Below are 19,018 nucleotides of genomic sequence, written 5' to 3' on the forward strand. Positions count from 1 at the left end.
GCGCCGGCAGCGTCGTCAGCCACGGTCGCCCGCCCGCTTGAAGATCGTCATGCGAGCCGCGCCAGCGTCGACCACGTCCTTGCCGTCGTAGTTGCCGTGCTCGTCCACGGTCGAGCCCACGCCGTTCTTGTGGGTGGGGCTGTAGACGAGCACCAGGTCGCCGGGGCGCGGCTCATCGTCGCGTGGTCGGGCCTCGGCCTGGTGCTGGAAGTCCAGGCAGCCGCCGAGGCAGCCGCAGCAGCCACCGCAGGGACCGTTGTGGTCCGAGGTGCCGCCGCACATCCCCTGGTTGCACTCGCCCGCCGGGCAAGGCTCGGGGTCGTGCGGTCGGGCCTCGGCCACCGCACGCTCCTCCCGCAACTGCGCGGCGATGTCCTCGACGTCGGTCCACTCGCTGCGCTGGACCAGCACGCCGCCGGTCGAGCAGGCGGCCAGGAACTCGTCGGCGGCGGCGCGGTCGGCGCAGGTGACGACCTGGCCGCTGCGCAGGCGAACGCCGTACTGGACGGCCGCAGTCGGCTGTCGGTGCTCGCCGCCGATCCGAGGGATCTCGTCGGTCATGGGTCAGCCCACCTCGTACGCGTCGGCGTCGGCGGGGATGTCGCACTCAGCGATCTCCTCAAACGAATTCAGCTCGTAGCCCTCGTTCGCCGATAGCACGATGTCGAACGCGTCCCCGGCGTTCTCCTCGGTGATGGGCGGCTCGTCAGTGCGGTCGATCATGTAGGCGACGCGGTCGTCGGTGTCTTCCGGTGTCATCACGATCTTGTAGATCCGGGTGGTCATGGGTTGTCCCTTCGTGGTTGGGGTTCGGCGTAGGTCAGGCGACGCGGCGGCGGTCCGCGCCAGCCAGCACCACGCGGGTCGTCATCTCCGCCAGCCGGGACGTGACTCGGTCACCGAGGCCGGGAGCGAGGTCCTTCGGCTGGAGGTTCGACGTGATGATCGTCGGGAGTTCGTGCTCGTACCGGTAGTTGACCAACCGGTAGTTGATCTCCTCGACCCACTCCGACGTCTTCGCCGCCCCGAGGTCGTCGATCACCAGCAGACGGCAGTCAGCGAACCCGCGGAACGCGGTCTCCGAGTCCGACCCCGACCGGGGCCGGAGCGTGGCGTACAGGTCCGCGGCGGTGACGAACTGCCACGAGCACGCAGCCCCCGACGTCGTGAGTGCACGCACTACACCGAACGCTTCGAACGTCTTGCCCGTCCCGACCGGACCGAGGATCAGCAGCGACCGACCCCGCTTCAGAACCGGGTTGCCGGCGCGGGTGCCGACCACGACGTCCCGCAGCAGCCGGGCCACCCAGGCGCGGATGTCCTTGTTCGTCACCTCGGCGTGCTCGTAGTGGGCGGGGATCCGCTTGCATGACTCGCGGCCGCGTTCGGCGTTGGTTTCCAGCCAGTGACGGTCGATGGTGTCGCTCGGCGGGATCTTCAGGTCGTCCATCACAGGTCCTCGTAGTAGCCGGAGAGATCGTCGGGGTCTTGGTAGGCGGTGTAGCCGGATCCAGTGCGTTGAGGGACTACTGCGGATTCCCAGCAGTCGCCCTTGAGCCAGCGTTCGAAGTCCTTCCGGAACTTCAGGTCCGGGGTGGCCTTGACGTAGGCGGGAATCGCGGCGACGACGACTTGGAGGTCGGCGCGTTTGGCGACGCGCTGCCACTCGGCGTAGGCGGTCTTCTTGGCGCCCTTCCGGCCGTAGGCGGCCCAGGCTTGCTCGAAGGCTTCGGGGTACTTCGGGGACGCCGGAGCCGAGGTCGGCATCGCGAGGATCACCGCGTCGCTCGGCGGCGCGAGAGTGTTCCCCTGTTCCCCTGTTCCCCTGTTCCCCTGTTCCAGGCCGGAAGGTTCCGGGAGGGTTCCGGGAGGGTTCCGGGAGTCCTCCCGTATTTCCGAGTCTCGGTAGTTCATCGTGCCGTCTGGCCTGGGGAAACGTCCCTTGGTCGGTTTTTCGATTCGCTGGATCGACTCCCAGAACGCGATGTACAGCAACTTGGTCCCCTCGACCTCGTATCGCCATAGGAGACCGGCTTCGGAGAGCTGGGTGAGGGCTTCGGAAACCTTCTGGAGGGTTCCCGTAGGGTTCCGGGAAAGGTCCCGGGGGAACACATCCGCGACGATCAGCGCGAGGTCATCCTTGCCGACGCCGTTATCGTCCACGTAGGACTCCAAGCCCTTCAGGACGAGCCGCGCGTCCCAGTTGACGGAGGCGACTCGCTCACTCCGCCAGAACTCAGGCTTGGTCGATCGAATGCGCATCAGGCAGCGGCCCCGTTCTGGTTGTGCTTGGCGATGAACCGGGCCACCGCGTGCCGGGACACGTCCAGCTCGCCGGCGATCCGCTCGCGCCCCACACCGGCGGCGTGCTGAGCGAGGATGTACGCCTCCTCCTCGACCGTGAAGGTGGTGCGCTTCAGTGGTGGGCGGGGTTTCTCGGAGGGCTTGAGCTTGCGGCGTTCACGCCCCGAGAGTCCACCGCGCACGCCGAACCGCTCGTCGGTGTCGAGGGCATCCTGGAGGCACTCCTGCTTGACCGGGCAGGCCATACACACCCGCCTCGCGTCGCGGGTGGAGCCGCCCTTGTCCGGGAAGAACGCGTCCGGGTCGGTCTGCGCGCAGAGCGCATCCTGGTACCAGGCCGGGCGTTCGGCCAGCAGCCGGGTGAGGTAGCCCGGGGTCATGGTCACCTCCTGGTGTCGTTGTTGTCGGACGGGGTGTGCGTGGGGTCAGGTGGTGACCGGCCGGGCCGCGAAGGTTTCGTCGTGCCAGTCGGCGAGGACGCGGCACACCATGCGCATGTCGCCGGCGTGGAGGAGGTGCCGGAATCCGTCGGTGTAGGCGGTGGTGGAGCCGGTGGCCCAGCAGCGGCCGCCGAGGACGAGGCAGTTGCCGACGAACCCGACGCCCGGTCCGGGGCGTCGGTGGGGTGAGTGGGTGGTGACCATCCCGCCGGGCGGAGCGGGGTCGTCTCCGGCGGGCCAGGCGAGCTGGATGGCGCCGTTGGCGTTGTGGGCGATGATGGAGACGTCGCCGTCGTTGATCTGGCCGCGGAAGGACAGTCCGGGGATGTAGAAGGTGGCGGGGACGAGGGTGTCCACTGTGGTGGTCACTCGGACACCTCCGCGGACCGCACGGTGGGCTGTCCGAGCCGCTCGGACAGCTGCCGCCGTGCCTCGGCGTGGCCCTGCCAGCGGTGGTAGTCCGGACTCGGCTCGGTGCATTGAGCCAGCGCATTAACGTATTCGTCTCGCTCGGCGACGAACTCGGCCACCGTCGGGTGCTGAACGATGGTCCAGCGGTTGACCTCGACGTGGTGTAGCCAGCGGCGGTCGAGGTTCTCGTCGGTGACGACCCACACATGCTGACCCTTGCCGGTGTGGTCGCCCATGGAGGTCTTCACCGCGACACGTCCGTTGCTGTCGCGGCGAACGGTGCCGACGGGGTTGAGGTGAGACGCTTCGGTGCTCATAGCTTTCCGATCAGTTGGAGGAGGAAGAGGAATCCGGTGACGCCGAGGACCGCGCCGGAGGCTGCGGCGGCGAGGATGAACACCGCCGTGACGAGTCACTGTCCGGCCAGGGTGACGCGGTCACCAGCCCGGGTGAACCACTCATGCCGCGTCATCGGGCACCACCTCCGGGCGCTCCGTCAGGTGAAGGTCGCCGAGGTCGTCCAACGTCACCCAGCCCCACTGCCAATGCAGGACAGGGATCTCCGTGTACGGGCGCTTGTCCCACGCCTTGATCCGCCAGCCGTTGTCGAACAGCTCGTCGTCCGAGCCGTCCATCAGCAGGTGGTCTTCGAGGCACAGGTGGAGCCCGTTGGACGGGTGCCACGTGCCGCCCTGCGAGCGATTCAAGCGGTGGTGCCAGTGGACGGCCCGGCGGAGCCCGCACTTCTCGCACGCGCCTGATGAGCGGGCGTACACCAGGGTCCTGGCCTTCCCGATCGGGAAGGTGCCGCGCGGGTTCATGGCTTCCGCCCGCGCTGCATCGTCTGCTTCGGCTCGTGTGCCTTCAGGAACTGCTCTAGGTCAGCATCCGACGCGACTTCGATCTCTGCGCCCTGCGACCACTGGAAGTACTCCTCCTTCAGGTCCTCGCCGGACCAGCCCTTCTCCGCCATCAGCGCGCGGCCACGGGCCTGGAGCTTCGCCCGCGCAGTCGTCACCGGTGGCGGTGCGTCGGCGTCCCGCTGCTGGGTGGGGATGTGCAGCACCTGGATCAGCGCGATCCTTTCGGCGATGGACATCGCCTTGATGGTGTCCTTCGCCTCCCCCGGAACGACCGCGACGACGGAGTCGCCGGCCGGGCCGTAGAAGGTGTACTCGACCTGGACGAGGGTGATGGGGTCCTTGGTGCCGTTGTCCTTTGCTTCCAAGCGGGTGACGTTGAGGAGCTTGGGGACGGGGCCGATGATGCCGTGTTCGCGGAAGGCGGGTGCGGTGGCTTCCATGACCTGTTCGATGCCGCGGAACTCGAAGCGGAAGTGGTCGTTGCGTTGCGTCTTCCGGACTTCGGTGACCTGTCGCATGACGGCGTTGAGGGCCTGGTGGATGGTGGGCGTCTCGGTCACGAGGCACCGCCGTTGGCGATCTCCAGCAGGACATCCGCGTGACACGGCTTGGTGCGCTTGCGCTGGATTCGCTGCGGCATCACGCCACCGCCTTGACGAGGGGTTCGCCGATCAGCTTCTCCAGCTTCCGGGACTGGACGTTCTCCAGGTAGTTCTCCTTCGCCACCAGGAACTTCGCGAACGCCACCTCGTCGGCCTGCACCGGGATCAGGTCGTAGGTCTCCGGCTGGATGTGCAGGATCAGCACCCGCTCCACAGGAACCATCGGCTCCTCAACCCCGTCGACCACCATCACCTCGGCGCACCGGTACGCGGCGCACTGCAACGCGTAGGCCCCGTACACCCCCGACGACGTCTTGTAGTCCACAAGACACACCCCCAACCCGGGGATGTGCTGGATGGAGTCCAGCCGGCCCGCATACAGGTGGTTCCGCGACGCCACCATCAACTCCTCGTGCAGCGAGCTGGGGTTCCAGTCCTCGATGTACTGCGCGTACCCCCGCACGTACGGCATCAGGTGCGAGTCGACCTCGATCTCGTCCCCGGCGATATACCGCTCCGCCAGCGCGTGCACCTCGGTGCCGCGGACAGCGGCGGTGTCACGCTTCTCGTCCGGGATACCGGCCAGCATGGACAGGGTCGGCCCGTAGCCGTGGTGCTCGATGTCCGTGGCGAGGGTGGAGATGTGGTCGAGGGCGTGCTTCGCGACGGTCTTCGCGGCCCACCGGGTGAGGAAGTCCTTGGGGATGCCTTTGAGGGCGGTGGTGACGGAGGTGGCCCACTGGCCATCGATCTTGTAGCGGTGGGACGACTCGAAGAACTGGACACTCATGCTGCTGCCTCCCACTGGTCGAGGGCACCCATGCGGTAGGCGATCGCGACGGCCTCGCACCTGTCCCGCGCACCCAGCCGGCGGTACAGGCGCCGCTTCGCGTAGTTCCGCGCCGACACCGACGAGACCCCGAGGATGCGTGCGATCTGGTCGTAGGTGTGGCCGTCGGCGAGGGCGTGGAGGATGGTCACGTCCTTCTGCGACAGGTCGACGGGTTTGGTGACGGGGAACGGGCCGTGGGCGTGGTAGCAGCGGACTCCGTTGATGGTGGTGGGGTGGCCGAGGTGGATGCCTCGGGTGGCGAGTTCGGCGGCGACGTCAGGGAGGACGGTGTCGTCGACGGCGAGGGCGATGTTCCGGGTGGTCACTTCGCCACCTCCAGGCCGCGCTTCGCTGCCGACCTCTCGCAGCGCTTGCAGAGCGGGAGTTCGGACACCTGCTTGACCTTGTGGCCGAACGAGGCGTAGCGGACACCCATGTCGTTCTGCGCCGCTTGGTCGTAGATCTCAGTGGTGAGCCCGGTGGAGGAACACAGGGCGTGACCTTCGAGACCGTCGTAGTACTTCGACGGCCCCATATCCGTCGCGTAGTGGCGCCGGGTCTGGTGGTAGTTCGAGCCCTCGTGGAGCGTGGTCATGACGCCTCCGAGGCGCGGTGGTAGTCGAGTTCGCGTGCCTGGCACCAGACCTTCACGGCACCGACGTGGCCCTCCGAGACGACGTAGGAGTCGCCGCCCGATGTGGTCTGCCGACGGCCGAACCGGTCCGCGAACGTGTCGAACAGGGACGCGTCCCCACTGACGAGGTGTGTGCCGTACGAGGAGCGCTCGAAGATCGCGGCGAGGTGCTGGTCGTTGTCGACGAGCTCGGCGAGTTCGCGGAGCGAGTCTCCGAGGGCGCTCATCGGGGTGTGTCCTTCGGCTGGTCGGTGCGGCGCGCGTCACGCTCTTTCGCTGCCAGTTCCTCGCGGGCTTCTCGGGCGGCGTCCTGCCGGGCCCGCTCCACCTCACGCTGAATGCGGTCCATCACGCACCCGCCTCGGCGATCTCGATGACCGGGCCGTACTGAGCCTCGATGTCCTCCCGGCGCCAGCCGCTGAACGTGCCATCCAAGGCGGTGAAGGTGCCTCCGCCCTCCGGGATCCAGACCTCGCCGTCACGGTCGCGGAGGGAGACAGCACGCCACTTTCCGCAGTAGCAGGACCCGGTGCGCTGCATGTCCTCGCGGCAGCTCGGGGATGGCATCCACGGCAGCTTCGAGTTGCGACCGCGCATGGCCCAGATGACAAGGTCAGCCCAGCACTGGCCGGGCAACCGGTTGACGAACTCGGCGATCGCGAAGCGCACCCGATCCTGGAGGGCCGTGAGCCACTTCGCCTTCACCTCGGGGTTCATCCGCTCGGACATCACGCCACCGCCTTCGCCTTCTTCGCGCACGCCAGACACTCCGGCGCGTCCAGCGCGTACCACTTGGTGCTCCAGTGGAACTCCGCCTTGCCGCCGCACAGCGGGGACGTGTTGCCCGCACTCCAGCGCTGCTCCGCGTAGTTCTCCACCCCAATGTCCGGCACGAGGTGCTTACGCCTTCCCGGCTTGGACGAGAACTGGCGCGCCCACTGGTAGCCCTCCGGAACGGGCGTCTTCACGACGCCCCACTTCGGGTCGTGCGGGCACTCGTCCTTCAGCTTCATCACGTCGCCGCGCAGCCCGATCTCCACACGGAACCCCGCCGCCTTGTCCCGACGGCGCTGCTCCGCCGACGGCTCCAGCGACTCCCATGCCCGCTCCGCCGTCATCGCGACGTCGCGCACCGAGGAGACGCCACACAGGCAGCCGCACGGCGCGTACATCAACCACGAGCAGTCGTCAATCGGCGTCGGCTTGCCGTCGACCTCGAACAGGATGTTCGTCATGCTGAAACCTCCACGCGGATGTCCGCGCTCGTCTTGGATTCCACGGCGGCCTGCCAGATCGGCCCACGCGGGTTCACCGCGCACCGCTGACACACCTCCACCATCTCCAGCGGCTGATTCACCCGGTCGTCATGCCGGGGGTCCCCGTACACCCGCACCGACGCCGGCTCCGGGATCGTGGGGCAACACCAGCCGCACTCACCGAGGACGAAGTGGGGGTCGACGGTGACGTGGGCGTAGGGGAACGCGGCCTCGATCTGGGCGACTCGTTCGTCCACCGGGGCGAGCAGTGCACCGGGGAGGGGCTGCGCGGGGATCTCGGCGGGCACCGCCGCCCGGTGACCGAAGATCTTCGGCATGTGCAGGCGGGCCGTCACGACACACCGCCAGCGAGGATGATCGGGACGACTGTCTCGCGGAACCACGAGTCAGCACCGGTCGACTGGTGGGCGTTGACGAACTCGCCCAACCCTTCGAAGCGGTCGAACCACTCGCCCGTGTACTCGTTCTGCCACTTCCACGGCAGGGCCTTCTCGTCGAGCCAGCGGCCCAGTTCCGCGATCAGGCGAGCGTGGAGCATGGAGCAGTTCTCGCCCGACTTGCCGCGATACCCGTACGCGGTGTCGAAGGTGACTTCGATCGCAGCCCAACCGTTTTTGGTGGGGTCCTCGGCGATGTCAGCGACGTGCCTGCGCACGTCTTCCGCGCCGTGGCTGTACTTCCCGGTGTCGTCCCACTTGCACGGGTCCACCTCGGTGGCACACCAGTCATCGTGGCTGTGGATCATCGGACCGTCTGCGCCGTAGTAGATCCACAGCCACGCGTCCAGGCCGATGCCGCCTGGGTTCAAGATCTGCCGCTGCCCTTTGCGCCACGACGACGTGACGTCCTCGTGCTCAAACGGCGTCCCTTCGGGGGTGTTCAGCAGCGACCGGCAGACCTCGAACACTTCCCGCACCGGGTACGCCTTGCCGATCGCGACGCTCGTCTTGAGGGTCACAGGAACCACCCCCACCTCGCGCCGGTCACCACGAACACCGCAGCCGACAACCCCGCCACCAACACCCGACCCCACCGACGCCACCGCGGCACCGGCCGGAACTCCACCGTCGGCACGTCGTCGGTCAGGTCACCCGACACCGGAGGGAACCACTCGCGGTCCTCCCGTTCCCGCAGCAGCTGCTCCAGGATCGGGTCGCGTTCCGCCGTGTTCTCCACGACTGATCGGTTACGCTGCTGTTCGGACAAGAGGATCACTCCCTCTGTTCAGGCGGTCCCGCGTTGCAGGCGCGGGACCGCTCTTGCGTTCGGGGTCAGTGCGCGCGGTTCACCGCGCGGGAGCGGCGGGCCACGCGGTTCTTCGCGCGCCGCCGCGCCACGGTCGCCGCCGGGACGGTGCCGCCGTACACGTGCTTCCGCGGGTCGCCGAGACCCCGCAGGATCGCGAGGCCGTACGCCGACTGCTGCGGATTGGTGATCGTGGACGACATGGTCATCTCCGTTTCAGAGGGATTCGGACACAAAGCTGGGCCGCCGGAAGAACTAGGACGCGCGGTTGCGGTGCCGCTTCGCCGACCGGGACGTCGCCCCCATCACCGCCACGTCAGCCGGCGCGGAGCGCTCCTGCGGCTTGGCCTGCTTCTCCAGGACGGCGGCGATCTGCTTGATGTGGTCGTCGGTGAACCGGGTGTCGCGACCGACTTTCAAGCAGGGGAACTTGCCCCGCTGGGTTCCGCGGCGGAGCCACGCGTCCGGGCGTCCGGGCCGGAACATCTCGACCACTTCGCCGAGGCTGTAGGTCTTCATGCCGCCCCCTCTTGGAACCTGGTCGGTGACTTCGTGTCGTTCTTCTTCGGCGGCGCCTTGGTCGGGGTGGGCTGTTTCGGAGGCGTGGTGGGCTTCTGCTTCATCTCGAAGCCCTCCGGCAACTGCCAGCCGATGGGAAGGATTTCGGCGGGGTCGCATTCGAAGTACTTGGCGGCCAGGAGTGCCAGCTCTTCCGAGCCGGGCAGTCGGCCGGCTTCGACGTTGGACCAGTGCTTGTCGGTGACGCCGAGCTGGGTAGCGATCTCCCCGGCGGTGACCTTGCGGCCTACTGCCACGGTGAGCGCGAGGCGCTTGGCGCGGAGGTTGCGGAGGAGGGGCATGCACACAGAATACGTAAGATACGTAAGAGCGCAAGGTCGTCTTGCGCACCCATTCGGTCGCTAGCCGTGTTCACACCGATTAAGTACCTTAAGTGCCATGCGGATGTTGCGTACTGACCGACTCAGGAAGCGCACGCTCAGCGGTTGGCGGCCCGACGAGCGTGTATCGCCATGCACCCCCGCGCGTCATGCTCGACCCGTGGAGCCGCAAAAACCGCAAGCACGCGCGCGTTTGGGCGCGATCATCAAGCAGGGACGCCGACAGGTAGGCATGAAGACCCAAAGCGACCTCGCCGCAGCTACCGGGCTGTCGGTGAGCGTGATCAGCCTCGCCGAGCGCGGCAGCAAGGTGGAGCCGCAGACTCTCAACCTGATCGAGATGGCACTGGGTTACCCGCAGGGATCGTTCGTCGCCTTCGCGGAGGGCCGCGGGCCCGAGCCGGCCGCGCCTGGGACGCCGCAGCGGCGATCGGTCTACGACATGTCGCTGGAAGAGCTGGTCGCCGGACCTGGCGCGATCGTCGCAGAGGTGTACGGGGAAGCCGAGGGGGAGAAGTTCGTCCGCGATGTCCTGGCCGAGAAGGCACGCCGTCGAACGGGTGATCGGCCAACGGAGCAGGCGGACGCTGGGTAGGAGCATGGATCACGTTTCGACGCTGATCGAGTGACAGCCCGCGATAGTTGGTAACACTCAGCTGATCGATTCGGACGATTAGGGCGATCGGGGTACAGCCGCACTACACCAATGGGAGGGCACGTTGTCCCAACCGGTTGAAGACCAGACTCAGAGCTCACGGACTGTGCCGGTCCGGATGGCTCTGTCAGTACTCGCCGCTACCCTGGTCACACTCGCAACGGCCTTCCTGGGCTGGGCTACCGCTTACCACGATTGGCCCATCCCGCCGTTCAACTTCATGCTGGGGGTGATGATCGTCGTATGGGTGTCGATCATCGCCGCGTTGCACCTTGACGCGATCCGGCGCGACCGCGAGCAGGCATGGAATCAGGATCGGATCATCGTTCACGCCGAGCACGTCACGACGCGCAAGAAGATCAAGGAGATGCTTGATCAGCAGGAAGCGGCGAAGGTGGCCACGGCGACCCGTCTGCTGGACAACGTCCGCGAAGGGCGCTTCGGAAACTGACTCGAACCGAGGGCCCCAGCCGTCTGGCTGGGGCCCTCGGTCGTGTCCCCTGTGGGGACACTTGGGATTCCTCGGTGTTCCTTGGTGGTCTTCCAGGGGACTCCTGACGTGCAGTTTCTTGCGGATTTTGCTCCTCCACTTGGGTGAAAAACGGGTTCGAAACCCGTCGCTCACCCCATCACCCCAGTTTGGATCTTCGGTCCGAGCTGGGGTTTTTGCGTTCCGCCGTCCGTGGCAACGCTCACGACCGGATGGCTCAGCGTGCGAACGGCCGAATGCCGGTGCACGGTGTTCTGGTGGCACGTTCAGCACCGAAGATCCGGGGTCGTAAGAAGAAGCTGCGGTACGAGGACATCACCGTCGTCGACCGGTCGTTGCTCAAGCGGGCGGTGGGGGCCGCCGCGCTCGGCAACGCCATGGAGTGGTTCGACTTCGGCGTCTACGCCTACATCGCCGACACCATCGCCGAGGTGTTCTTCCCGGCCAGTGTGTCCCCCGGCGTCCGGCTGATCGGGACGTTCGGCGCGTTCACCGCCGCCTTCCTGATGCGGCCACTCGGCGGGCTCGTGTTCGGGCCGCTCGGCGACCGGATCGGGCGGCAGAAGGTGCTCGCCGTCACCATGATCATGATGGCCATCGGGACCTTGTGCATCGGGCTGATCCCGTCGTACAGCTCGATCGGCGTCTGGTCGCCCATCCTGCTGGTGCTCGCGCGGATGGTGCAGGGCTTCTCCACCGGGGGCGAGTACGGCGGCGCCACCACCTTCATCGCCGAGTACTCACCCGACAAGCGGCGAGGGTTCATGGGGTCCTGGCTGGAGTTCGGGACGTTGTCCGGGTACGTGCTGGGCGCGTCCGTCGTCACCGGGATGAAGGCCTGGGTGCCGCACGAGACGTTGCTCGACTGGGGGTGGCGGGTTCCGTTCCTGGTCGCGGGGCCGCTCGGCATCATCGGGCTCTACATGCGGCTCAAGCTGGAGGAGACGCCCGCGTTCCAGAAGCACGCCGAGGAGGCCGAGAAGCGGGGGCGGTCCGGGGAGCCGTTCTGGAAGATGTTCACCGAATACTGGCCCGCGCTGCTGATCTGCGTCGGCCTGGTGCTCGTGTTCAACGTCACCGACTACATGCTGCTGTCCTACATGCCGACGTACCTGTCGGAGCAGCTGCACCTCGACGCCACCCACGGCCTGCTGCTGATCATCGTCGTCATGGTCGTGATGATGCTCATCATCATGGTCGGCGGGCGGATCACCGACCACGTCGGCCGCAAGCCGGTGATGATGGCCGGCTGCCTGGGGTTCCTCGTGCTGTCCTGGCCGCTGATGCTGCTCGTCCACGACGGCGGGCTCGTGCTCACGTTCCTCGGGCTGATGGGGCTGGGCCTGCTGCTGCTCTGCTTCGAGGTGTCGATGCCCGCGGCGCTGCCCGCGCTGTTCCCGACGGCGATCCGGTACGGCGCGCTGTCCATCGCGTTCAACATCTCGGTGTCGCTCTTCGGCGGCACGACCCCGCTGGTGATGCAGTCGCTGATCTCCGCCACCGGCCACGACTTCTGGCCGGCCTGGTACCTGATGGCGGCCGGCGCGATCGGCGCGGTCGCGGTGTACTTCAGCCGCGAGACGGCGAACAAGCCGCTGTGGGGCTCGGGGCCCGCGGTGTCGACCGAGGCCGAGGCGCGGGAGCTGGTCCGCGGCTCGGGCTAGTTCGCCGCCGTCCGCCACTCGTCCCAGGACAGCTGCCAGAAGCTCCAGCCGTCGGTCGGTTCGAGCTTCGGGCCGCCGCTGTTCTGGACGGTGACGATGTCGCCCTTCTTGGACGTGTCCATCAGCCACTTCGTGTTCTCGGTGGACAGGTTCAGACAGCCGTGGCTGACGTTGCTGTGGCCCTGCTGCCGCACCGACCAGGGCGCGGAGTGGTAGAAGATGCCGCTCCAGGACAGGCGGACCGCGTATTGCACGAAGGTGCTGTAGCCGCCGGGCGCGTCCTCGGGGACGCCGTAGGTGGCGGAGTTCATCGTGTAGCCGGTGTGCTCGCTCATGACGGTGTAGGTGCCCTGCGGCGTGTTGTGGCCGGGCTTGCCCATGGAGGTCGGCATGGTCTTGACCTCCTTGTCGTTGATCGTGACCGTCATCTGGTGGGTCTGTCCGTCGGCGACGGCGACGAGCTTGTCGCCGACGGTCGCGCTGGCCCCCTTGTCCTCCCGGCCGTAGCTGCCGTTGCCGAGCGGCTTGCCGTAGACGGCGGCGTCGACCTTGATCTTGGTGCCGCTCTTCCAGTAGTCCTTCGGCCGCCAGGTGACCTGCTTGTCGCCGAACCAGCGGAAGGCGCCCTCGGTGGCCGGCTCCGCGGTGACCTTCAGCGCCTTCTCGGCCGCGGCCTTGTCGGCGACGTTGCCGGTGAAGGTGAAGATCAGCGGCATCCCGACCCCGACGGTCTCCCCCTCGCCGAGGTTCACCGAGACGCCGAGCTGCCGGGCGGGCTTGACGGTGCTGAAGGACGACTCCTGCGTCACGGGCTTGCCGTCGGAGCCGGTGGCGGTGGCCGTCAGCTTGTAAGTCTTGTTGTAGCCGAGCGGCTCGGCGGAGTCCCACCCGGAGCCGTCAGCCCGAGCCTTGCCGCCGACGACCTTGCCATCGGCCCCGGTGAGCTTGACGTCCCCGACCTTCCCGTCCTTGACGGTGACGCTCACCGGCTCCCCGGGAGCGACGTCCTTCGCGTCCTTGGCGGGCGTAAGGCTGAGCGTGGCGGGCTTCGGCGCGGACTTGCTCTGACTGGACGGCGGCGGCGCAGTCTCCCGGGGAGGTTCACCCGAAGGGCTACTGCTGCACCCGGCCAGCCCGACCAACCCGGCGGCCACCAGCAGCCGCACCGTCACACCCCGCATGCCCACCCGCCTGTTTCGCCGTCGATGTCCGACTACAGTGTGCCCGACCAGCCGCGACGCCGGGGCAGCTATGCCACAACCGGCTTGGGGGACCCCCCTGAAACGGCCTCGGAGAGGGGTGCTAATCTTTTCCACGTCGCCGAGGGAAGCCTCCGGCAGACACCGGCGCCATTAGCTCAATTGGCAGAGCAGCTGGCTCTTAACCAGCGGGTTCGGGGTTCGAGTCCCTGATGGCGCACCCCACTGAATCGAAGCCTACCTGCGGGTATCCTTGATCAAGAGGATTTCGCCGGTGGGCTTTGATCATGGGATGGGACCAGTGTGGGGCCGAATGTGGCCGACCCGCTGGGTGCATGCCTCTCCTAGGCCGACGGCCGGAGCGTAGCCGCTGCAATGACGTCCGGTTCCCCCTTTGTGCCCCGCTCCGGCAGGCGCACCTTGGCCAGGCGGAACGCCGCGACAAGCAACTGACGGCGTCGATGTCAATCGCCCAGCCTCCGCCGAAGGCGAGCACGATCCCGCCCGCCAGCGAAGGCCCGACGATCGAGGTCAGGTTCTTCGACGACCCCAGCAGCGAATTGGCCCGCTGCCGGTGGTCGGCGTCGACCAGTTGGGGGACGATTCCCCGCAGGGCGGGCGAAGTGAACGCCGTCAGCGTGCCGTTCGCGAACTCCAGGGCGACGATCGCGGCAAGGTGGAAGTTCCCGGAAATGAAAAGGCACCCTGCGACAACGCTGCGCCGAAGTTGGACACCAGCAGGACCGCCCTGCGGGAAACCGGTCCGCGGCAACGCCACCGACCAACCGGTGCCATGGAGCTGCCCGCGAGCGAGACGACGCGCCCCAGGAAGAACCACCGGAACCCCGGATTGCGCAAGGGGCCGGGGTCGTCGAAGGCTTGCCTCGTGCGTTGATCGGCACGCCGATCAGTTCGATGTCGGGATCGGCACCGGTCTCACCGTACCGGCAAGGCAGGAGACGAGATCAGGCGGCGAAGAATTGGGCCCGGTGAGCCGGACGTGGTGAAGATGAACGAGACCGAATCCGCGGTCAGATCCGGGTCCCGCAGGCCGCCGAGGTCGAACGGGCCCGCCGTCACGTCGATCTTGTGCTCCTCCCGGCCGGCGATCGAGCCGTCGACCTCGGCGGTGAGCACGTGGGTGGCGCCGGCCCGCGCGAGCATGGTCTCCAGCGCGTCCTCGCCCAACTCGATGGAGGGCACGAGGAACGGCCGCCGCGCGAGCAGGCAGGCCACGATCAGCGCCACGGTGCGCGGCGACTTGGCCGCGCGCAGAGCGACCCGGCTGCCTTCGGGCGCGGGCAGCGTGTCGATGGCGTGGTAGGCGGACATGGCCATGGCGGCGAGCCCGGCGTAGGTGACCCGCTCGTCGCCCAGGACGAGCGCGGTCGATTTCGCCCGGGTTTCGGCGAATTCGGCGAGGCAGCCGAGCAGCTCACGCGAATAGGGCACAACGGTCTTAGAAGTGCCCACTGCGGTTTCCCGGTGGCACGTGCGAATCGGTGGACTCCCCCAAGCTAAAGGTCTTTCGACCGCTGGACCGCGAGATGCGGTCCACTCAGGTTGGCTTGGCTGGAAGGATTTCGGCCTATCGGTTCGTGCTCTTTGTGGACAGTCCAGTGGGGACACTCGACACTTTTGGTGCCCGATTGAATACACCGCGGAATCCGACGGACCGTCAATCACGCACTGCGCCGGCAATCTGACGAGATTTGTCGGAATCCGCGGAAGCAGGAGGCTAAACCTGTCCGGTTTGCCCCGTTCAAACCGGGCTTCGAAGGCGGGAGCCGCCACGCCGCACAGCCCGGTGCCCCGGCCCGTTGCGCCCGTGACGGTAAAACTGCGGAACCGGTTTCGCCGAAAATGTGCCATTCTGTTCCGATGGGGAGAACAGGGCCGCTCGGCTTTCTCGGTGCCGACGTACTGGTCAAGCTGCTCGGGGCGCTCTGCCTGCGGCCGCGGCTCGGGGACCGGCCGCGGAAACTCGACGAACAATGCCACTGGGGCGAATACCAGGACGAACGGTCCGAACGGCGGGGCCTGCCGATGGTGTGCCTCGTGCGGCCCGCCGAAAACGGGGACGTGGTCGCCGCCGTCGCGGAACGGCTCAAGACCGCGAAACCGCAGGGCAGCATCCGGTACGCGCGACCCGAGCTCACCGCGCACGAAGGGCGGGATGAAGCCGGGCCCGCGACCGCCGACTCCGTCACCGTGGTGCGGGACATCCTGCGGGACGCCCGGAAAGCACTCGGTGACAGCGCGACCGCGCACACCAGCCGGCTTCCCTTCCCGCTCTTCGACCTCGTCTACTGGCTGATGCTGCAGGACCACGACGGCCGCGAGGACCCCGACGGGGTGCTGCGGCGGGCCATCCGGCGGATCAGCCTCGCCGAGCGGTTCAGCTCTTCCGCCGAGGACGCCGTCAAGCAGTTACCCGAAAACCAGGGCATCTGGAAGGTCTTTTCGCTGCTCGTGCGCGGGCTGACCCTGCTGACCTTCCGGATCGCCGTCACCGGGCGGGTGCCGCTGCTTTCCGGGCGGTACCGGTGGTTCCTGCGGCAACCGCACCTGGCGCCGGAGATGTCCGGCAGCTTCGTCCGGTTCGCCCGGCGGCTCACCGAAGGACAATGGCAGGAAGAGGCCCCCGAGTACGTCTGCCGCCTGCTGCTCAACGCCTTCCTCGAGGACCTGCGGCGGGCCTACCGGCTGCGGCCGTGGCGGGTGTGGCGGCGGCGCCGGATGACCTACCCCGTGCTGCTGCTGGACGAGGTGAGCGTCGGCAACGGCGGCTACCGGCTGCTGGAGCTGGTCAACTCCGTCCGCAACCAGGTCGGGCGGTTCGACCCGCTGCTGGTGGTCAGCGCCAGCCCCGCGCCGCCGCCGGACGCCGAACCGACGCCGCACCGGCCGCAGTTCCAGGCCGCGCAGGCGCGCGCCGCGTACGTGGCCTGGCAGAACCAGCTCGAACGCGACCGGCGGGAGCGCCGGCCGACCGCGTGGTACCTGCCGGTCGGGGTCCAGCCGCCCGGGGACGACGACGAGCCGCAGGTCCGGCAGATGCTGCAGACCCTCGGCAGCGACTACCGGTTCCGCAAGCAGGTCCGGCCGCCGTGGTGGGCGAGCCGGTGGACGCGGATCGGCGTGCCGGTCGTCCTCGTCGCGCTCGTCGCCGGGTTCGTCGCCTACGACCGGCACGACACCTGGGCCGAGCACTGCGGCTCCGGCAACCCCTGGCTGACCTGGACGGGCACCGAGTGCGTCGGCGCCACGGACGGCTCCGAGGACGTCTTCCAGCCGTCGGACGCGACGATCCGGCAGGTCGAAGCGGTCGTGCTGGACCAGAACCACCGCGCGGAACGGCTGCACGAAGCCCACCCGGAACGGCCGTACATCACGCTCGTCGTGCTGGAGGCGCTGACCTCGTCCAACAACCTCGCGGAGGGGCTGACCACCGAACGCGAATCCCTCGAAGGGTTCGCGGTCGCCCAGTTGCGGCAGCTCAACGCGCCGGGCTCGGCCGACCCGATCGTCCGGCTGCTCATCGCCAACGCGGGCCGCAACATGCGCGAAGGCGTGCGGGTGGCCAACCGGCTGCGGCAGCAGGCCGAGCAGGACAAGAGCATCGTCGGGGTGGTCGGGCTGGACCTGAGCAGCGCGCCGACCCAGCGGACCATCGCCGCCCTGACCAACGCCGGGCTGCCGATGGTCGCCTCGACGCTGTCCGCGGACCCGCTGGCCGACCTCAACCCGATGTACTTCCAGGTGACGCCGCAGAACCGGCGCGAGGCCGCGGTGGCGGCCGGGTTCGCCGAGCAGCTGCCCGGTCCGCGGGTGGTGCGCGTCTACTACTCCGACGACGACGCCGACGTGTACAGCACCAACCTCCGCGACGACGTCCTGAAGTCGTTCCGCGACAAGGGTTTCCAGGCCGAGGCGCGGGCGTTCACCCCGGACGGCGGCCTCGGCGGGCCCCCGTCGCACCTGCGGTACGGCGAGACGTTACTGGGCAACGCCGGGGCGGCCGGCCGGGACACCTGTTCCTTCGACGGCCTGGCGTTCTTCGCCGGCCGGGGCGTGCCCGACTTCGGCCAGTTCCTCAGCAGCGCCGCGCAGTGCGGCAGCCGGGCCACCGTGATCGGCGACGACGACGTCACGCGGTTCGTCGCCGACCAGGGCGAGCGGCAGCGCAACCGGGCACTGCCCTACTACTACCTGTCGTTCGCCACCTCGCCGGTCACCGAGCCGAGCGGCGCCGCGCTGGACTTCTACAAGACGCTGGACGAGACACTGTTCCCGTTCGAGCAAACGCCGGAGGGCCGCTCGTACGACGGCCACGCCGCGCTCGCCTACGACGCCGCGCAGGTGATGATCGTCGCGGCGGCGTACCTGCGCGAGACGGCGGCCGAGATCCCGGTGACGCCGGGCGCGATCTGGCGCGAGATCACCGCCATCCACACCTCGCGCCCGGGGGCCGAGCAGGTCAACAAGTACCTCGAAGGCGTCACCGGCACGATCGACTACGGCGGCGACATCGGCCGGAACGTGCCGCAGAACAAGCCGGTCGCGGTGATGGGCGTGTCGGGCGGCGAAGTCGACAAGTCGCTGCACGGCTTCTGCGGCGCCGCCGACGGGCCGACGTCCGACACCTGGTGCCCGCCCGACGCCTGATCGGCCGGGTCGACGTGGCCCACCTTCGCGCTGCCGAATCCGCCAAGGTGAGTAAAACTCACCTTCATGCCCGAACTGAGAGTTTTCAGCCTGCTCGCCCGGATCGGGCTGATCTGCTACGCGGCGGTGCACCTCATCGTCGCGTGGCTGGCCGTGCAGGTGGCGCTCGGCGACAACGAGCGGGCCGACAAGGCGGGCGCGCTGCAGATCCTCGCCTCCGAGGGTGGCGCGTGGCTGCTCTGGCTGGTCGCCGCCGGCACCGGGGTGCTCGCCCTGTGGCAGCTCGCCGAGGCGATCACCGGCCACCGGCACGTGCAACCCCGGCGGCGGTGGGTGCGGCGCTCGGTCAGCGGCGTCGAAGTGGTGCTGTACGGCCTCGTCGCCTACAGCGCGGGCAAGACGGCGATGGGCGCGTCCGGCAAGGCGGGCTCGGTGGTCGCGAGCGTGCTGAGCCGGCCGTGGGGCGCGGTCGCGGTGATCGCGGCCGGCATCGTGGTCATCGCGGTCGCGGCGTGGCTCGCCTACCGAGGGGCGCGGAAGAAGTTCCTCCGCGACCTCGACTTCGGCGGCGCCTCCCCCACCCTGCGCACGTCGACCACCCGCCTCGGCCAGATCGGCTGGTGCGCGGTGGGCGTCCTGTACGCCACAGTGGGGTCCATGTTCGTCCTGGCGGCCGTCCGCTACGACCCCGCCAAGGCCGGCGGCCTGGATCCGGCGTTGAAGACCCTGGCCGTGCAGCCGTACGGGCAGGCGTTGCTGCTGACCCTCGCGGCGGGGATCGCCGTGTTCGGCGTGTTCGCGCTGCTGGAGGCCCGGTTCCGCCGGCTGTGAACGA

Annotated in this window: 28 protein-coding genes, 1 tRNA gene and 1 pseudogene; 6 read left to right on the top strand and 24 right to left on the bottom strand. The window is 68.3% G+C overall.

Features of this window, described 5'->3' with window-relative positions:
* Positions 1 to 15 precede the first annotated feature (15 nt).
* The 21 genes and pseudogenes from ACWEF6_RS02840 to ACWEF6_RS02940 all read right to left on the bottom strand — a co-directional run bounded on the left by ACWEF6_RS02840 (position 16) and on the right by ACWEF6_RS02940 (position 9,468).
* Positions 16 to 561 carry a hypothetical protein gene (locus ACWEF6_RS02840; protein WP_449681335.1) on the bottom strand — a complete coding sequence of 182 codons (546 nt, stop codon included), beginning with the start codon at positions 559 to 561 and terminating at the stop codon, positions 16 to 18.
* Between the two features lie 3 nt (positions 562 to 564).
* Positions 565 to 786, bottom strand: a complete 222-nt coding sequence (locus ACWEF6_RS02845; protein ID WP_449681336.1) for a hypothetical protein — start codon at positions 784 to 786, stop codon at positions 565 to 567.
* 34 nt (positions 787 to 820) lie between these two features.
* Positions 821 to 1,450 (bottom strand): ATP-binding protein, encoded by a 630-nt coding sequence (locus tag ACWEF6_RS02850; protein ID WP_449681337.1) that lies wholly within the window; start codon positions 1,448 to 1,450, stop codon positions 821 to 823.
* Positions 1,450 to 2,262 carry a hypothetical protein gene (locus ACWEF6_RS02855; RefSeq protein ID WP_449681338.1) on the bottom strand — a complete coding sequence of 271 codons (813 nt, stop codon included), beginning with the start codon at positions 2,260 to 2,262 and terminating at the stop codon, positions 1,450 to 1,452. Before ACWEF6_RS02855 ends, ACWEF6_RS02850 begins: the two co-directional genes overlap by 1 nt.
* Positions 2,263 to 2,444: 182 nt before the next feature.
* A pseudogene (locus ACWEF6_RS02860) lies at positions 2,445 to 2,684 on the bottom strand (WhiB family transcriptional regulator); the annotation flags it as partial.
* A 45-nt stretch (positions 2,685 to 2,729) separates the two neighbouring features.
* A complete protein-coding gene (locus tag ACWEF6_RS02865; RefSeq protein WP_449681339.1) occupies positions 2,730 to 3,113 on the bottom strand; it encodes a hypothetical protein in 384 nt (127 codons plus the stop codon).
* On the bottom strand, positions 3,110 to 3,472 hold the full coding sequence (locus ACWEF6_RS02870; RefSeq protein ID WP_449681340.1) for a hypothetical protein: 363 nt from the start codon (positions 3,470 to 3,472) through the stop codon (positions 3,110 to 3,112). Before ACWEF6_RS02870 ends, ACWEF6_RS02865 begins: the two co-directional genes overlap by 4 nt.
* Before the next feature lie 141 nt (positions 3,473 to 3,613).
* Complete coding sequence (locus ACWEF6_RS02875; protein ID WP_449681341.1) at positions 3,614 to 3,976, bottom strand: HNH endonuclease; 363 nt, start codon at positions 3,974 to 3,976, stop codon at positions 3,614 to 3,616.
* On the bottom strand, positions 3,973 to 4,578 hold the full coding sequence (locus ACWEF6_RS02880; protein ID WP_449681342.1) for an ERF family protein: 606 nt from the start codon (positions 4,576 to 4,578) through the stop codon (positions 3,973 to 3,975). The genes ACWEF6_RS02875 and ACWEF6_RS02880 overlap by 4 nt, the downstream gene beginning before the upstream one ends.
* Before the next feature lie 79 nt (positions 4,579 to 4,657).
* Entirely contained in the window at positions 4,658 to 5,410 is a 753-nt protein-coding gene (locus ACWEF6_RS02885) for a hypothetical protein (protein WP_449681343.1), read from the bottom strand.
* Positions 5,407 to 5,778 carry a helix-turn-helix domain-containing protein gene (locus ACWEF6_RS02890; RefSeq protein WP_449681344.1) on the bottom strand — a complete coding sequence of 124 codons (372 nt, stop codon included), beginning with the start codon at positions 5,776 to 5,778 and terminating at the stop codon, positions 5,407 to 5,409. The genes ACWEF6_RS02885 and ACWEF6_RS02890 overlap by 4 nt, the downstream gene beginning before the upstream one ends.
* Positions 5,775 to 6,047, bottom strand: a complete 273-nt coding sequence (locus ACWEF6_RS02895) for a hypothetical protein (protein ID WP_449681345.1) — start codon at positions 6,045 to 6,047, stop codon at positions 5,775 to 5,777. Before ACWEF6_RS02895 ends, ACWEF6_RS02890 begins: the two co-directional genes overlap by 4 nt.
* Positions 6,044 to 6,313, bottom strand: coding sequence for a hypothetical protein (locus ACWEF6_RS02900; RefSeq protein ID WP_449681346.1), 270 nt, complete (start codon positions 6,311 to 6,313; stop codon positions 6,044 to 6,046). Before ACWEF6_RS02900 ends, ACWEF6_RS02895 begins: the two co-directional genes overlap by 4 nt.
* A gap of 121 nt (positions 6,314 to 6,434) precedes the next feature.
* Positions 6,435 to 6,845, bottom strand: a complete 411-nt coding sequence (locus ACWEF6_RS02905) for a hypothetical protein (RefSeq protein WP_449681347.1) — start codon at positions 6,843 to 6,845, stop codon at positions 6,435 to 6,437.
* Positions 6,815 to 7,321, bottom strand: coding sequence for a hypothetical protein (locus ACWEF6_RS02910; RefSeq protein WP_449681348.1), 507 nt, complete (start codon positions 7,319 to 7,321; stop codon positions 6,815 to 6,817). Before ACWEF6_RS02910 ends, ACWEF6_RS02905 begins: the two co-directional genes overlap by 31 nt.
* Entirely contained in the window at positions 7,318 to 7,698 is a 381-nt protein-coding gene (locus ACWEF6_RS02915; RefSeq protein ID WP_449681349.1) for a hypothetical protein, read from the bottom strand. Before ACWEF6_RS02915 ends, ACWEF6_RS02910 begins: the two co-directional genes overlap by 4 nt.
* Complete coding sequence (locus ACWEF6_RS02920) at positions 7,695 to 8,321, bottom strand: hypothetical protein (protein WP_449681350.1); 627 nt, start codon at positions 8,319 to 8,321, stop codon at positions 7,695 to 7,697. Before ACWEF6_RS02920 ends, ACWEF6_RS02915 begins: the two co-directional genes overlap by 4 nt.
* Entirely contained in the window at positions 8,318 to 8,539 is a 222-nt protein-coding gene (locus tag ACWEF6_RS02925) for a hypothetical protein (RefSeq protein ID WP_449681351.1), read from the bottom strand. The genes ACWEF6_RS02920 and ACWEF6_RS02925 overlap by 4 nt, the downstream gene beginning before the upstream one ends.
* A 95-nt stretch (positions 8,540 to 8,634) precedes the next feature.
* On the bottom strand, positions 8,635 to 8,811 hold the full coding sequence (locus tag ACWEF6_RS02930; RefSeq protein WP_449681352.1) for a hypothetical protein: 177 nt from the start codon (positions 8,809 to 8,811) through the stop codon (positions 8,635 to 8,637).
* 52 nt (positions 8,812 to 8,863) lie between these two features.
* Positions 8,864 to 9,127, bottom strand: coding sequence for a hypothetical protein (locus ACWEF6_RS02935; protein ID WP_449681353.1), 264 nt, complete (start codon positions 9,125 to 9,127; stop codon positions 8,864 to 8,866).
* Positions 9,124 to 9,468, bottom strand: coding sequence for a helix-turn-helix domain-containing protein (locus ACWEF6_RS02940; RefSeq protein ID WP_449681354.1), 345 nt, complete (start codon positions 9,466 to 9,468; stop codon positions 9,124 to 9,126). The genes ACWEF6_RS02935 and ACWEF6_RS02940 overlap by 4 nt, the downstream gene beginning before the upstream one ends.
* A 199-nt stretch (positions 9,469 to 9,667) precedes the next feature.
* On the opposite strand from ACWEF6_RS02940, the gene ACWEF6_RS02945 reads away from it, so the two are divergent.
* The 3 genes from ACWEF6_RS02945 (at position 9,668) to proP (ending at position 12,316) form a co-directional block, all read left to right on the top strand.
* Positions 9,668 to 10,102, top strand: coding sequence for a helix-turn-helix domain-containing protein (locus ACWEF6_RS02945; RefSeq protein WP_449681355.1), 435 nt, complete (start codon positions 9,668 to 9,670; stop codon positions 10,100 to 10,102).
* Positions 10,103 to 10,280: 178 nt separating this feature from the next.
* Positions 10,281 to 10,613, top strand: coding sequence for a hypothetical protein (locus ACWEF6_RS02950; protein ID WP_449681356.1), 333 nt, complete (start codon positions 10,281 to 10,283; stop codon positions 10,611 to 10,613).
* Between the two features lie 275 nt (positions 10,614 to 10,888).
* Positions 10,889 to 12,316: a glycine betaine/L-proline transporter ProP gene (gene proP / locus ACWEF6_RS02955; protein WP_449675752.1), complete on the top strand. Its 1,428-nt coding sequence runs from the start codon at positions 10,889 to 10,891 to the stop codon at positions 12,314 to 12,316.
* On the opposite strand, the gene ACWEF6_RS02960 is transcribed toward proP, so the two are convergent.
* Positions 12,313 to 13,497 carry an Ig-like domain-containing protein gene (locus ACWEF6_RS02960; protein WP_449681357.1) on the bottom strand — a complete coding sequence of 395 codons (1,185 nt, stop codon included), beginning with the start codon at positions 13,495 to 13,497 and terminating at the stop codon, positions 12,313 to 12,315. The two genes, proP and ACWEF6_RS02960, sit on opposite strands and share 4 nt — an antisense overlap.
* Before the next feature lie 165 nt (positions 13,498 to 13,662).
* Here ACWEF6_RS02960 and ACWEF6_RS02965 point away from each other — a divergent pair.
* Positions 13,663 to 13,735, top strand: a tRNA-Lys gene (locus ACWEF6_RS02965).
* Here ACWEF6_RS02965 and ACWEF6_RS02970 read toward each other — a convergent pair.
* Both ACWEF6_RS02970 and ACWEF6_RS02975 read right to left on the bottom strand, forming a co-directional pair.
* The gene (locus tag ACWEF6_RS02970) at positions 13,697 to 14,353 is read right to left on the bottom strand and encodes an MFS transporter (protein ID WP_449681480.1); all 657 of its coding nucleotides are present in this window, start codon (positions 14,351 to 14,353) and stop codon (positions 13,697 to 13,699) included. The two genes, ACWEF6_RS02965 and ACWEF6_RS02970, sit on opposite strands and share 39 nt — an antisense overlap.
* 98 nt (positions 14,354 to 14,451) lie before the next feature.
* Positions 14,452 to 14,988: an AMP-binding protein gene (locus tag ACWEF6_RS02975; protein ID WP_449681358.1), complete on the bottom strand. Its 537-nt coding sequence runs from the start codon at positions 14,986 to 14,988 to the stop codon at positions 14,452 to 14,454.
* 408 nt (positions 14,989 to 15,396) lie between these two features.
* Between ACWEF6_RS02975 and ACWEF6_RS02980 the strand changes: the two genes are divergently transcribed.
* Positions 15,397 to 18,183, top strand: a complete 2,787-nt coding sequence (locus tag ACWEF6_RS02980) for an ABC transporter substrate-binding protein (protein WP_449681359.1) — start codon at positions 15,397 to 15,399, stop codon at positions 18,181 to 18,183.
* A 66-nt stretch (positions 18,184 to 18,249) separates the two neighbouring features.
* On the top strand, positions 18,250 to 19,014 hold the full coding sequence (locus ACWEF6_RS02985) for a DUF1206 domain-containing protein (RefSeq protein ID WP_449681360.1): 765 nt from the start codon (positions 18,250 to 18,252) through the stop codon (positions 19,012 to 19,014).
* Positions 19,015 to 19,018 lie beyond the last annotated feature (4 nt).

The sequence above is a fragment of the Amycolatopsis sp. NPDC004772 genome (genome assembly GCF_053601215.1).

What these genes read in the sequence shown, in the direction of transcription:
- ACWEF6_RS02840 (WP_449681335.1), bottom strand. Translation starts at nt 561, where the DNA reads ATGACCGACGAGATCCCTCGGATCGGCGGCGAGCACCGACAGCCGACT.
- ACWEF6_RS02845 (WP_449681336.1), bottom strand. Translation starts at nt 786, where the DNA reads ATGACCACCCGGATCTACAAGATCGTGATGACACCGGAAGACACCGAC.
- ACWEF6_RS02850 (WP_449681337.1), bottom strand. Translation starts at nt 1,450, where the DNA reads ATGGACGACCTGAAGATCCCGCCGAGCGACACCATCGACCGTCACTGG.
- ACWEF6_RS02855 (WP_449681338.1), bottom strand. Translation starts at nt 2,262, where the DNA reads ATGCGCATTCGATCGACCAAGCCTGAGTTCTGGCGGAGTGAGCGAGTC.
- ACWEF6_RS02870 (WP_449681340.1), bottom strand. Translation starts at nt 3,472, where the DNA reads ATGAGCACCGAAGCGTCTCACCTCAACCCCGTCGGCACCGTTCGCCGC.
- ACWEF6_RS02875 (WP_449681341.1), bottom strand. Translation starts at nt 3,976, where the DNA reads ATGAACCCGCGCGGCACCTTCCCGATCGGGAAGGCCAGGACCCTGGTG.
- ACWEF6_RS02885 (WP_449681343.1), bottom strand. Translation starts at nt 5,410, where the DNA reads ATGAGTGTCCAGTTCTTCGAGTCGTCCCACCGCTACAAGATCGATGGC.
- ACWEF6_RS02895 (WP_449681345.1), bottom strand. Translation starts at nt 6,047, where the DNA reads ATGACCACGCTCCACGAGGGCTCGAACTACCACCAGACCCGGCGCCAC.
- ACWEF6_RS02900 (WP_449681346.1), bottom strand. Translation starts at nt 6,313, where the DNA reads ATGAGCGCCCTCGGAGACTCGCTCCGCGAACTCGCCGAGCTCGTCGAC.
- ACWEF6_RS02910 (WP_449681348.1), bottom strand. Translation starts at nt 7,321, where the DNA reads ATGACGAACATCCTGTTCGAGGTCGACGGCAAGCCGACGCCGATTGAC.
- ACWEF6_RS02930 (WP_449681352.1), bottom strand. Translation starts at nt 8,811, where the DNA reads ATGTCGTCCACGATCACCAATCCGCAGCAGTCGGCGTACGGCCTCGCG.
- ACWEF6_RS02935 (WP_449681353.1), bottom strand. Translation starts at nt 9,127, where the DNA reads ATGAAGACCTACAGCCTCGGCGAAGTGGTCGAGATGTTCCGGCCCGGA.
- ACWEF6_RS02940 (WP_449681354.1), bottom strand. Translation starts at nt 9,468, where the DNA reads ATGCCCCTCCTCCGCAACCTCCGCGCCAAGCGCCTCGCGCTCACCGTG.
- ACWEF6_RS02950 (WP_449681356.1), top strand. Translation starts at nt 10,281, where the DNA reads ATGGCTCTGTCAGTACTCGCCGCTACCCTGGTCACACTCGCAACGGCC.
- proP (WP_449675752.1), top strand. Translation starts at nt 10,889, where the DNA reads ATGCCGGTGCACGGTGTTCTGGTGGCACGTTCAGCACCGAAGATCCGG.
- ACWEF6_RS02960 (WP_449681357.1), bottom strand. Translation starts at nt 13,497, where the DNA reads ATGCGGGGTGTGACGGTGCGGCTGCTGGTGGCCGCCGGGTTGGTCGGG.
- ACWEF6_RS02980 (WP_449681359.1), top strand. Translation starts at nt 15,397, where the DNA reads ATGGGGAGAACAGGGCCGCTCGGCTTTCTCGGTGCCGACGTACTGGTC.
- ACWEF6_RS02985 (WP_449681360.1), top strand. Translation starts at nt 18,250, where the DNA reads ATGCCCGAACTGAGAGTTTTCAGCCTGCTCGCCCGGATCGGGCTGATC.